This is a genomic window from Shewanella sp. S1-49-MNA-CIBAN-0167, assembly GCF_040310145.1.
Lineage (GTDB): Bacteria > Pseudomonadota > Gammaproteobacteria > Enterobacterales > Shewanellaceae > Shewanella > Shewanella psychromarinicola.
Map to the genome: position 1 here is coordinate 37,221 of NZ_JBEOPO010000037.1, position 12,208 is coordinate 49,428.

The 12,208-nt window shown below is 42.7% G+C and carries 9 protein-coding genes and 2 pseudogenes; 6 read left to right on the forward strand and 5 right to left on the reverse strand.

Annotation, left to right across the window (positions count from 1 at the left end; genetic code table 11):
- Positions 1-8 precede the first annotated feature (8 nt).
- Both AAEZ00_RS16325 and pdsO read right to left on the reverse strand, forming a co-directional pair.
- Positions 9-2,180, reverse strand: coding sequence for a marine proteobacterial sortase target protein (locus AAEZ00_RS16325; protein ID WP_351089124.1), 2,172 nt, complete (start codon positions 2,178-2,180; stop codon positions 9-11).
- A gap of 100 nt (positions 2,181-2,280) precedes the next feature.
- Entirely contained in the window at positions 2,281-3,042 is a 762-nt protein-coding gene (gene pdsO / locus AAEZ00_RS16330) for a sortase-associated OmpA-like protein PdsO (RefSeq protein ID WP_101031979.1), read from the reverse strand.
- A 247-nt stretch (positions 3,043-3,289) separates the two neighbouring features.
- On the opposite strand from pdsO, the gene pdsR reads away from it, so the two are divergent.
- The 5 genes from pdsR to AAEZ00_RS16355 all read left to right on the forward strand — a co-directional run bounded on the left by pdsR (position 3,290) and on the right by AAEZ00_RS16355 (position 8,701).
- Positions 3,290-3,979: a proteobacterial dedicated sortase system response regulator gene (gene pdsR, locus AAEZ00_RS16335; protein WP_101031980.1), complete on the forward strand. Its 690-nt coding sequence runs from the start codon at positions 3,290-3,292 to the stop codon at positions 3,977-3,979.
- A gap of 3 nt (positions 3,980-3,982) precedes the next feature.
- Positions 3,983-6,154, forward strand: a complete 2,172-nt coding sequence (pdsS, locus tag AAEZ00_RS16340) for a proteobacterial dedicated sortase system histidine kinase (RefSeq protein WP_124011694.1) — start codon at positions 3,983-3,985, stop codon at positions 6,152-6,154.
- Positions 6,155-6,319: 165 nt separating this feature from the next.
- A complete protein-coding gene (locus AAEZ00_RS16345; RefSeq protein WP_351089126.1) occupies positions 6,320-7,510 on the forward strand; it encodes a cystathionine beta-lyase in 1,191 nt (396 codons plus the stop codon).
- A 162-nt stretch (positions 7,511-7,672) separates the two neighbouring features.
- On the forward strand, positions 7,673-8,098 hold the full coding sequence (locus AAEZ00_RS16350) for a hypothetical protein (RefSeq protein WP_351089128.1): 426 nt from the start codon (positions 7,673-7,675) through the stop codon (positions 8,096-8,098).
- Between the two features lie 339 nt (positions 8,099-8,437).
- Positions 8,438-8,701, forward strand: a complete 264-nt coding sequence (locus tag AAEZ00_RS16355; RefSeq protein WP_351076098.1) for a hypothetical protein — start codon at positions 8,438-8,440, stop codon at positions 8,699-8,701.
- A gap of 78 nt (positions 8,702-8,779) precedes the next feature.
- Here the strand turns inward: AAEZ00_RS16355 and AAEZ00_RS16360 are convergent, their stop codons facing one another.
- Positions 8,780-9,664: a hypothetical protein gene (locus AAEZ00_RS16360; protein WP_351089130.1), complete on the reverse strand. Its 885-nt coding sequence runs from the start codon at positions 9,662-9,664 to the stop codon at positions 8,780-8,782.
- A 372-nt stretch (positions 9,665-10,036) separates the two neighbouring features.
- Positions 10,037-10,324 (reverse strand): annotated as a pseudogene (locus tag AAEZ00_RS16365) (IS4 family transposase); the annotation flags it as partial.
- Here AAEZ00_RS16365 and AAEZ00_RS16370 point away from each other — a divergent pair.
- A pseudogene (locus AAEZ00_RS16370) lies at positions 10,325-10,770 on the forward strand (transposase); the annotation flags it as partial.
- Between the two features lie 358 nt (positions 10,771-11,128).
- Here AAEZ00_RS16370 and AAEZ00_RS16375 read toward each other — a convergent pair.
- On the reverse strand, positions 11,129-11,395 hold the full coding sequence (locus tag AAEZ00_RS16375) for a YihD family protein (RefSeq protein WP_124011698.1): 267 nt from the start codon (positions 11,393-11,395) through the stop codon (positions 11,129-11,131).
- Positions 11,396-12,208 lie beyond the last annotated feature (813 nt).

Consider the following 12,208-nt stretch of genomic DNA (forward strand, 5'->3'; position numbering starts at 1 on the left):
CCTCCAACTTACTCATTTGATTCAATCACTAACAATTGGCCCGGTAAGCATTGTCTTAACCATAAATAGTGCAGTAATCCTAAGCTCAGCAGGCTAAAACCAATTAATAACCATAACCGACTGCTGGTCCCCGTTTGTGGCAACACTTGCGAAGAAGACGGTGCAGCTTGTAAACCATGGGGCATATGAGGCTGCAATTTGACATCAATGGGGCTATCAATCAATGGATTCACCGGAGTGACATCCACTGCGACTAAACTCGTTTGGCTGGTCACTAAGTGATACAAGATCCCTAATGCTTCCACTTGTTTATTGACGCGGTCGCGGCTGGCATTGTCTTTATAAAGCTCAAGTGATGTTATTTGCGCATTTGCCCATAACAAATCAATGCCCTTAGCAGCTTGGTTATCTTCAAAATCAAGCTGTTGCTGCCAATACTGGCCATTAATATTGCCCGACACTATGATGGGTTGCTGCTGATGTGATGCTGATTTAATGCTTACCCAAAGCGGTTCGTTTTGATATAAATCGCTAATCGTCGTCGGCCAATAATCTGGCACGCTGCCATCAAGGTAGTGCAAGCCAATATTGGTCAACACCGGCTGCTCAATTTTATTCAGCAATTGCTCAATTTTTTGCTGCACTTCTGACTCATCACCAATGTAGGTAAATGTGCCACGTCCCATAGTCGCGGCTCGGCGCATAAAATCTGAATTTGGCGCCGAGCCAATACCCACCGTGAATAAGCGGCTGTCACCCAATTGATCGTTAATAAGCTGATACAACTCATGTTCGTTGCCAACAGCACCGTCGGTCATAAAAATCACTTGGCGCAACATATCACTGCGTATATCGGTTTGATTAGAATCTTGCTGCACACTATCCACCAGCGCGGTTTGAAGTGCACTGCGCATTTCGGTGCCACCATCAGCCTCTAATGCATAAATAAACCGCTTGGCTCGATCAATATTACGACTATTGGCTGGCAATGGTGTCGCTGACAACATGCTCACGTCACTATTAAATTCGATAATATTAAAGGTGTCGATATCACGCAGCCCCGCAAGCGCAAATGGCAACGCTTGTTTGGCTTGAGTGATTGACTGACCTAACATTGAACCTGAGGTATCGATCACCAAAATCAGTTCTCGAGCAATAAGATGTTGCTCACTGACCTCGACACTGGGCGGCATTAACATCACCAGCGAGTACAAACTGTTGTCGACGGGATGGGATTGTCCTTGCAATGGATCGGTGCCATTAACCTTGTTGATTTCAAAATAGCTTTTAACACCGGCTTCATCATGGGTTTTACCGGTTTGATAAAAGGTTGCCGCTTGCGGTAATGCGCCAACATTGGCTTGCCATTGCAACACAAAATCGCGGTCGGCAATTTGCTTACCAGCAAAACTCACACTGTATAGATGACCCTTGTTAGATTGTTTAATCGGATGATACAGACTGCTAAGGGATGTCAATTCAAAACCAGCATCAATGCTCACTTGCATATTGACCTGCGTATCGATCTGCGTGTTGGCCATTAATTCAGGCTGAGCTAGCAGCTCTGCACCATGATTATCTTGCGGGTTATAACGCGGGGTAATCGCTAATGGGAAACGTAAACTAAACACTCCATCGCTATATTCAACCTTTTGCTGATAACTGATCTCAACCACTAATTGTCCGTGCGGCGCTAAGTTAGCCACCTCTGATATAAACAAGTTACGTCGCTGTTGCTGTAACAAGCTAGCCTGTTTGCCTTGCTTTTTGGCGGTTTCAAAAGTGTGTAACGCTTGTTTTTTAGGTTGGATTTGTCCGCTAATGACTTTGTCACCGATGCGTAACGCCATGCTATCGACTGCTGCCGTTTCAGGTAACGGAAATAAATAGCGCCCATTAACCCATAGATCCGAGTCATTAAAAAAAACTTGTTTAACCGTGACTCGATTAAGTAAGCCCGATACTTTCATACTGACTTGCGTGTCCAAAGCCAAGGCTTGTATCACCTGGCCTTGTTGAAAATACACTAAGCTGCCTTGGGTGATATCGTCATCTTGATATCCTGCCGGTGATGCATGCACAGTTGTAAAACTGGCATTAACAACAATAAATAGACATAAGTACAGCAACTTACCGACATGATGTACTGACAAACGTGTTACAAAAAAAAACGGCTGCATAGCGGATCCTTACCCATAGGCTGCAACACCATTGTTTGCGCCTATGGGTCATATTCAAAACAACAAAGAAAATTGACTGGGTATTTAACTCGTGGTGAGTTTAATTTGCGGCTAATTCAGCACCCGGCGCCATTAACTTGATCGTGACGCGACGATCAAAAAAGTCATTTTCAAAATTTTGTTGTTGGTGCATTGGCAAACTAGCACCATAAGCTTGTCCGTGCAGACGTTGCCGTTCAATGCCCTGTGCAACCAAATATTGAGTTACTTCAGCCAAACGCTGTTCAGACAAAGCTTGGTTAAAATCATTATCGCCACGGCGGTCGGCATAACCGGTTAAATCAATGGTCAGTTCTGGTGACAAGTTCATCATGTAAGCCACATTATCTAACTGCTGCTCGAATAACGGTTCAATATGGCTCGATCCTGTCTTAAACTGCACATGCATCCCAATAGTTAACTCATTAAGTGTTCGTTGTTGATTGGCTTTTTGTTCTGCTAAGCTCGACTGTAATTGGTAGTATTTATCTGACACCTGCTCCAATGTTTGCTGTTTAGTGTTGAGTGCTATTAATTGCTCGTTGGTTTGAGCCAACTGTTGATTTTTCGCCACTAACTGTTGTTTTTGTTGGGCTAATTCGGCATCGTCTCCAACCGTTTTACCAATAAATGTGCCAGTTAATGCACCAATAAAGGCACCTACAGGGCCGCCAATCACAGCACCCAGTACAATCCCAGAACTTAACCCCACCAGTTCTTCAGTGTGTTCACGTTCAGCAGAAATGTCAGCGTCATTCGCCCAGCTCATATTTGAAACCATCATAGTGCTGATCATTGTTGCGGCAATAAGTTGCTTTTTCATAAAGAATCCCTTTTAGCGGTAGTTTAAAAATGAATGTCATCATCAATACATGAGTTAATGTGTGGCTGATTAACTCTATGTCGCTATTAAACACCCCATACATGGCTTTATTTGGGTTCAAAAATGGCAATGTGGCGATCAAATGTGGCAACAATATGGCAATTGCCGCTGACGGCTTTTTTGGTCGATAAAATCCTGTATAGTCAGCACTGTATCCATTTACCAGCTTATTGATTGAAATCAACTCATGAAACGAATTGCCATTGTTGAAGACGAAACCGCTATCCGCGAAAATTACAAAGATGTCCTGCAACTGCAAGGGTATAGCGTGCAAGCCTATGCAAATCGGCCAGCAGCCATGCTCGCCTTTAATGCACGTTTACCAGACTTAGCCATTATTGATATTGGTTTAGAGCATGAAATTGACGGCGGTTTTACCCTATGCCAAGCATTACGCGCGATGTCGAGCAGCTTACCGATTATCTTTTTAACCGCTAGAGACAGTGACTTTGACACCGTTTGCGGCCTACGTTTAGGCGCCGACGACTACTTATCAAAAGAGGTCAGCTTCCCTCATTTAATGGCCCGTATTGCAGCCCTATTTCGCCGTTCTGAATTGATCGGTTCAAGCCTAGTTGAAGACAACTTACTCGAGCGCGGTCACCTCACCATTGATGGCAACCGTATTCAGGTATATTGGAAGTCGCAACCGATAGAACTGACGGTCACCGAATTTTGGATGGTTCACGCAATGGCAAAACACCCAGGCCATGTGCGTAGCCGGCAAGATTTAATGCAAGAAGCCAAAATTTACGTCGACGACAGCACCATTACCTCACACGTTAAACGCATTCGAAAAAAGTTTATCGCCATCGACCCTGAGTTTGACTGTATCGATACCGTTTATGGCATGGGTTACCGCTGGGACAATATCTAACAGATGAATTTACCGATAGGGCTGCGTGCCAAAGTCGTCATTTTATCGCTGTTTTTACTCTGCCTACCATGGCTTGGGTATGAATATGTATGGGAAATGGAAAAGTACCTCCGTTATGGTCAAGAAAAAACACTCGAAGGCACCACCCAAGCCCTTGCGACTGCCCTGCATGAACGGCCTAAGTTATTTGACAACCAAGCCAGCTTTTTAAACCAAGTTGAAAAAGGTCGCGACTTATATGCCTACCCTCTCGCAGGTCCTATTCAACTCGATGGCAAACTAGCTGACTGGGATTTATATCAACATCGCACCCTTAACTACTCTGATGAACATGTTATTTATCAACATAATGAAGCCGACCCTATTGAGATTAATTTTACTCACATGGTGGGAAAATATGGCGGTTATCTCTATGGATTTTTTAACGTCAGTGACCAAAGCCTGATTTTTCGTAGTCGTAATAGTTTGCGGATTGATAGAAATGATCACTTAGTGATGGCAACTCAATCACCCGATGGTCAGTTCAGACGCTATATCATTGCCAATAGTAAAAGTGGTTGGCTAAGCGCATTTGAATTACCCGCCGATCCCAGCCAATCGATGCCCGTCAGCCCAGAAGTCCGCATTCAAGGCCAATGGCTAACAACAAACAAAGGTTACAATATCGAATTTAGACTGCCACTCGATATGGTTGGCAGTAAATTAGGGTTTGCGATTCATAATGTTAACGATGCTAACACCCGTCAACTGGTCAATGTTATTGGCACATCCGCCACGGATTCAGTCGCCAGTTTAGGCACGGTATTAGTGCCCTCTCCTGAAATTGAAAAAATCATTAAAGGCATGAGCCATAACAGCTCACGGATCTGGGTGGTCGACAATCATGGCCGCGTATTGGCAAAATCGGGCGATATTCGTTCATCATCCAACACCTGGGCCGATGACCTTAACGTCAATCAACCAGACTCACTTTGGCTGCATTTTAAACAGCAATACATATTGCCGCTTTACTACAAAATATTGACTCGTCCACCGCAAAATTTTATTGATTCACTGCAAGACTCAACCGAGCTCACTGGTAGCCACATTGAAAAAGCCTTAAGCGGTAAACAAGGCTCAACATGGCGCCTAACCCCAGACAATAAAGCCGTGGTACTGGCGGCTGCTAGTCCTATCTGGATTGACGATAAAGTGATGGGAGTGGTGATAGCAGAAGAAACCACACACGGTATTCGTAGTTTACGTAATCGCGCGCTGGAAAAGCTGTTTAACGTCATTTTGACCGTGATGAGTATGGGCACATTAGCCTTGTTTATCTTTGCCTCGAGCATTTCAAGCCGCATTCGTCGTCTGCGCGACCAGGCCGAATTGGCTATCGACAGCCAAGGCCGAGTAAGACAACAAATTGTGGCATCAAAGAACCGCGATGAAATTGGCGACTTGTCACGCAGCTTTTCAAGTATTGTCAGCCGCTTAGGTCAATACACTCATTATTTAGAAAACATGTCGTCACGCTTGTCACACGAACTGCGCACCCCCGTTGCCGTAGTACGTAGCTCGCTTGAACATTTAGGCTTGCAGCAGCTTGACGAGCAATCACAAAAGTACGTTAATCGTGCGCAAGAAGGCGTGAGCCGATTGCACCTTATTTTAAATAATTTAAGTGAAGCAACCCGTCTAGAAGCCAGTTTAACTCAAGCAGAAAATTGTCGTTTTTCATTAAAAAAAGTCATCAGCGGTTGCATCCAAGGTTATCAGATCACTTACCCGGACCAACGCTTTAGCGTCCACATTGAAGATAAAGCCATGTTTTGCGATGGCGTAGCTGAATACATTGCCCAATTAATGGATAAACTGATCAACAACGCGATTGAGTTTCACCAACCCGATAGCGCCATCACCGTCAGTCTGAGCCAATATCAAAAACAAGCGATATTAAAAGTCAGTAATATTGGCCCTTTACTGCCCAAAGACATGAACAGCCAAATTTTTGAATCTATGGTGTCAATCAGGCCTCAAGGCATTAATGGCAAGCCCCATTTAGGCTTAGGACTGTATATTGCGAGATTGGTAACCGACTTCCATCATGGCACCATTAAAGCAACCAACATCATAGAGGATGGCATCGAAGGGGTCGAAATGTGCCTCAGTTTACCGCTAAGTGATGAAAAATAATCAACCTCAGCATTTAGGCGCTATTAAATGTGCTCGTTGGTGCTAGGATGACAATCAATCGCAAACCGCTCACCGCAGCGCATTTATCCATGTCATTGATATTTGGTTAATAAATATTAGCTAAAGCACATACCATAGACGCTGCTAAAAAATGGAAATAACGATATGAGTAAAGACGATAAATTAGCGACCAAAATTGTTAGCCTAGGTCGTGATAAAAAATTCACTAAAGGCATTATTAACCCACCGGTTTTTCGTGCCTCAACCGTGGTGTTCGACACTATGGACGAGATGCGCTTTGCGATTAAAAACAAAACCAATGGCGAAATGTTTTATGGTCGTCGTGGTACCCCAACCCACTTTTCGTTTCAACAAGCCATAAGCGAACTTGAAGGCGGCGCAGGCACCGCTTTGTACCCTTCTGGTACAGCCGCTATTAGCAGCGCATTATTATCATTCTTAAAAAGTGGCGACCACTTATTAATGGCTGACACGGCTTACGAACCCACTCGCGATTTATGCAACAAAATGCTGGCAGGGTTTGGCATCGAAACCACCTATTACGACCCCATGATTGGCGAAGGCATTAGTGATTTAATCCGCCCAAATACCAAAGTATTATTTCTAGAATCACCGGGCTCAATCACCATGGAAGTGCAAGATGTGCCTACGCTCAGCCGCATCGCCCACCAACATAATATTATTGTGATGCTAGACAATACCTGGGCATCACCGATTAACTCTCGCCCATTTGATATGGGTGTCGACATCTCCATTCAAGCAGCCACCAAGTATATTGTTGGCCATTCCGATGTGATGATGGGCACCGCCACAGCCAATGAACAATACTGGCCACAGCTACGTGAAAACAGTTATGTAATGGGCCAAACCACCTCACCTGATGACGTCTATTTAGCCGCTCGCGGTTTACGTACCTTAGGGGTTCGTATGGCACAGCATGATAAAAATGCCCTAAAAGTGGCAAACTGGTTGGCCTCTCGCCCAGAAGTGGATCACGTGCGTCACCCTGCGTTTGATACTTGTCCTGGCCACGCGTTTTTTAAGCGCGACTTTAGTGGTGGCAATGGCCTATTCTCATTTGTGCTAAAACAAGGCGACTTAGCGTCAGTGACTGCTTTTGTTGAAAATATGGACCATTTTAAAATGGGCTTTTCATGGGGTGGTTTCGAAAGTTTAATTTTAGGCGTATTTGGCATTAACAAGATTCGCACTGCCACCCAATGGGATAGCAGCAAACCATTATTACGACTGCATATTGGACTTGAGGATGCCGATGATTTGATCGCCGATCTTGACGCCGCATTTAGCCGATATAATGCCGTAATTAATCTGTAGCTTAAGTTTCGAGATAATAGCTTTGGGATGATAGCGTCGAGATAATAGCGTCGAGATAATAAGCGCTTATCAAACAGTCTATTATCCTGCTAACCTACTGTATTAATAGTGTATAAATAACGACAACAATATCTTATGGAATGTGGGTGTTAAAGGAATTAAATGAATTTTATCAAATTAGTACTATTCAGTCTGTGTATTAGCATTGGCTACTATGCGTTGACTATATTGGCAATAGGCCAGTCCGCTGCCGGCAACTTATTATGGTGGTTAAATAGCAGTCAATATCCTACCGCAATGCACTTAGCGCAAAACTTTGTTGGCATTGGCCTAGCCGCGTTAATTCCAACCTTTGTGGTGCGCAGCTATGAGCCTGCCAGACAATGGATTGCCATCACAATTATGATTGTAGCCACCATGTTTTTGCACGGCAATAGCCATTACATGCCATGGGATCCTATGGGCATTGTAAGATTTGTTAACAACACACTGTTTTATGGCGATATCGGCGCCAAAGCATTGTTTTTCTATGTCTTACTGCTGCCTATCTTGTGGTTGTTATTGCTTAAGCGTATGGCGCGGATCTAGCCTCTGCCGAGCCAAGACACAGTAACTAGCTGTAGCCGGTAAGTATGATCATTAATCTAGAGCCCTGAGTCGTTGCGATTCTGGGCTTTTTTATTGTCGGTTATCGATTGTTGATTGTTGATTGTCTGTATTTGGCTAAAAACAACAGAATGACAATGTTTGCGCGCAATCGCTATAATTAGGTGTCAAAAACCTCTCACCCAATCACAGAACCAATCTCTGAACCAAATGTATAAGCAATAGCGACTCAACAGAACATGGTCATCATCAAGTGAAATATAATCCCCCTCAGCTCGGTCTATTAAGCACCCAATAGTCATTTAGCCGAAGTGAATCAGTATGTGCAGTTCACCCAAAACCAATCTAGCTGCTGCTACGCCAAAAGTACCCTTTCGCAGCTTTATGGCCAGCATGACATTAACGCAGAGACAACATTTTGCACAAGTCGCTAACCGCGCCGATGACCGACGTCAAATAAGAGAAGATAGACTAAAAGGTCAACACAATATGCCAGAGGCTAAACCTGTAAGCGTGACCGGACATAACAACAACTCATTCATCAATAAGTTGATTCATTTTTGTCAGCAACACTTAGTGGTGTGACGGCAAGCTTGCCGAGCTTTTTTTGATGAAGATAGGATAAAAAAGATAAAGGAAGGGTGAAAATAAAGTTTTACTACATTACTCCTCTAATACTGAAATAAATATCCGCTCAGCATTCCACAGCTCGATTATTTTGCGCGTCTTCTTGGCATTCCAAAAACATTTACCAAATACAATAATCCCAGCGCCTTCCAGCTGTCTTGGTTCGGATATGTTAAAGTGGGATAATATTGTTGATTTATATTTAGACAAAGGTATGCCTACATCGTTGCAATCAGATGGGTTTAACCAATCAAGCTCTTTGTCTAGATGGGAAATGGTGCCCCAGTACATTTTAGGTTTAGCCTGTTTTACGCTGTCACTGGGTTCGGCATCGGCAAAGTTAACAAACAAATTTTTGGCTTTGAATGTATAACCAACATCAAGCTCAATCAAGGTACTAGACTGGGCTAAATCGCTACCCCGCATTAGGCTGTTGAGTATTTTTTCTAAGCCTAACCTCTTGATATTACTTTTCGGTTTTTCTTCAGCGTCTATTCGACTGCTAATGTCAGGCTTAGGATTTACTTTAGGATTGAGTACTGAGGCAGTGGTTTGCTCAGCGGTGCTTTTCTTATAGGTGCTTAGCTTGTCTTTAGCTTTTTTGATCGCCTTTGATAATAGGAAATCAATACTAATAATATCAGCGCCCGCAATAATTTGATTCACTTCAAGACTATGGCTAACTTCCCGCTCCCGCTGCGTTGATGGCGAGCCTTCATCGCATCCTACAATATGATATCGAGAACCAAAACACGCCGCTTTACCGTCTGAGCTTCTCTTACGATAATACGCTTTGCCTTTGCACTCAGGGCATTCTAAAAATTGCCTAAATTGTTCAATTTCTATTTCAGGTAACGCCTGAAATTTCAAAATTGAGAAAGTGTGCCTTTCATCACCATAAGTACAAACTGAATCAATCATTTAATATCCACATTTCCTGTAATAAACTATCTATAAAAACTAGCCATAAAAAAACCTTTAAGCCCAACTGAACCATACCAAGTTATGAATAAAATGACTACTTTGCAATAGCGCTAACCGCTGTCGACAGACATGATCAATTAAATCACTTTTAAACGCGTTTTTTTGGAAATAAACGAGTTTAAGCTAACCTTTTAACATGATGATTTGTATTGGGAAAAAATGCCAATCTGATATGTACTAACCCTGTCAGTAACAGCAGATGAAATGTCATTACTTTTGTCAGTTTTGGGAATAAAGATAGGCCTTTATGACTATCAGATTAAGGGCTGGAAATAAAGTCTACCCTGGCCCTAAGGGATCCCCACGAATTTAACAGCATGTTTGTGGATCCTTGATTAAATCTTGTAGCGTCTTGATCCCTGTTAGCCAGTGAGACTTCAGTAGCTTCAAATGCCTATCTCTGTAGGCTCTTATTCCTATAAATTAGTTTGATAAAACATTACGATTTTTGATCAAATTCGCTTGGTATTACCTATGCTTATCAGCCGCTTTGACTGCCAATCCTATCAAATACAACATAAATTGAAATAGACAGGCGATGAGTAGTAGAACGCTTAGTTTATGCATAATCCTTGAGCCACTCTCATTCATTTTTAGTGGGTGGCAGACTGCCAGCATGTGGGCAAGACTTACCAGCGCTACAATATCTATCGCGCTACCTTTATCGCGGCGTACTTCCCGACAAAAACATCATTAGTAATGTCGATGGACAAGTCAGCTTTGAGTATCAAGACATCAAACTAAGTTTACAAAAATACGCACTTTACCTACCACTGAATTTCTATGGTTAGTGCTCCAACCTATTTTACCTAAGGGATTACGACGAGTGCGGGACTATTGTAACAAACAGTGGATTGTTCAGAGGTATCGCCAAGAAGCTCAGGTTACAGATACAGCTTATGTTGGCGATTGCTGGTGCGACATTTCCAATATTGACCGAGGTAAAGCGCAGATTAGCGACACGCAGTTGTCCATGTTGCCATCAACCTATGCGCTTTATGGGCATACACAAACGACCAACACAGTTAATACCCATCACCTAACACTGAAAATGATGGCTTAGGAAATGACTTAACGGATACTAAGGAGAAATTAGCTCAATACACTGATCTTTATATTCTTTAAATGATTAGCAATAGTGCTAAGGGGACGTGCTGGCTCAAGAAAAAAAGCGCAATAACTGTCACTTCAAACAGAACGTAATCTCGATCTGTTATTTACTTAATAAAGAGTAACATCGCAAGTGTTCGGGCTTGTTCAACACTTGCGATGAGGACACGGCTTCGCGCGGCCTATCCTTATTTGTATGAATCATTAATATAGTGGATAACTACATAAGATTGGCCACTTAACTACACGCCTCAAATTTACAGTGTAATATTGCTATAAAAGTGTAACTTTTTATTCAATTATACCTCTAGCCTTGAGTAAGGCCGTTTTGAAGTCATCCACTTGATCTTTTGCTAGCCCTGGAATCATTTCATCTTTTGGGCTGTTGCGCATTTTTAAGTGATAGATGAGAACATCATCTGTTAGTTTTTCGATAGCATCTTTATATCCAGCTTCTTTGGATAGTTTAATAATGAATTGCATTAAGCTCAGATCCGAATCTTTTTGCCATTCAGGATGCATTAACTCGATAAGTTCATCAACACGGTGACACTTCATAAGACTCTCCGTTTTTAATTCATTATCTAAAGTATCAAATTTCGAGAAAAACACCTAGGAAAGGTTTTGTAATAAATAACGACAGCCTATTAACAATTATGTTCTTGTTATTTATTGTTTAATAGCTTGTTCTGCAAGGATTAATAGACCATAAGTAAATACATAGCCATATATGGCCATGTTTCAAATAGGAAACCAACGGCTGTTCCCTCTTGGAACTCCCAGCCGCACCGCAACATTTTCAAACAGCGAAAACGTCGCCACGGGGATTTATTAGCTTTTGACTTCATCTGTAACCGTCTTCGGCCTTATTCGAAAATGCTAACACTTCCGATGGTACATCCTGTACCGCGAAAGCTAGCGGGCATCTGATAGACGGGATGTCTGAATGCCTTGAAGCACATGGATGTGCGGGAAAGGCCATGGCCAGCTCACGCTATTTTCTTCAACGGCCTCAAGTTCAGAGTTGAGTTTCACCATTTTCAAGTAAGGCTAACTCGTTGTTGGACAAAAGCTTCTTAGAGTTAATGTTCAAAACTCTATCGTTCACATTACGGTAAGTATGGCTAAGTTGCAAAATACCAGGAAGACAGTTGTGGTTAGCCTCTAATTAAGTAGCCAGCTTAACTAGACCACTTGTATGTTGAATCTTTGGATGATTTAACAAATTAGCACTCGATGGCCAATCCATCAGTAATATGGTCGATTTAAAAGAGCAGAAAAGCTTGATATCAATCAAGTGGAAGATGGTTTTGTGGGATTAAGTAATTGTTGCTTAGGCACACAACCAGCGTTGGCAGTTGGCTACGCCTT

What these genes read in the sequence shown, in the direction of transcription:
- AAEZ00_RS16350 (WP_351089128.1), top strand. Translation starts at nt 7,673, where the DNA reads ATGAATTTTATCAAATTAGTACTATTCAGTCTGTGTATTAGCATTGGC.
- AAEZ00_RS16325 (WP_351089124.1), bottom strand. Translation starts at nt 2,180, where the DNA reads ATGCAGCCGTTTTTTTTTGTAACACGTTTGTCAGTACATCATGTCGGT.
- pdsR (WP_101031980.1), top strand. Translation starts at nt 3,290, where the DNA reads ATGAAACGAATTGCCATTGTTGAAGACGAAACCGCTATCCGCGAAAAT.
- AAEZ00_RS16345 (WP_351089126.1), top strand. Translation starts at nt 6,320, where the DNA reads ATGAGTAAAGACGATAAATTAGCGACCAAAATTGTTAGCCTAGGTCGT.
- AAEZ00_RS16355 (WP_351076098.1), top strand. Translation starts at nt 8,438, where the DNA reads ATGTGCAGTTCACCCAAAACCAATCTAGCTGCTGCTACGCCAAAAGTA.
- AAEZ00_RS16375 (WP_124011698.1), bottom strand. Translation starts at nt 11,395, where the DNA reads ATGAAGTGTCACCGTGTTGATGAACTTATCGAGTTAATGCATCCTGAA.
- pdsS (WP_124011694.1), top strand. Translation starts at nt 3,983, where the DNA reads ATGAATTTACCGATAGGGCTGCGTGCCAAAGTCGTCATTTTATCGCTG.
- AAEZ00_RS16360 (WP_351089130.1), bottom strand. Translation starts at nt 9,664, where the DNA reads ATGATTGATTCAGTTTGTACTTATGGTGATGAAAGGCACACTTTCTCA.
- pdsO (WP_101031979.1), bottom strand. Translation starts at nt 3,042, where the DNA reads ATGAAAAAGCAACTTATTGCCGCAACAATGATCAGCACTATGATGGTT.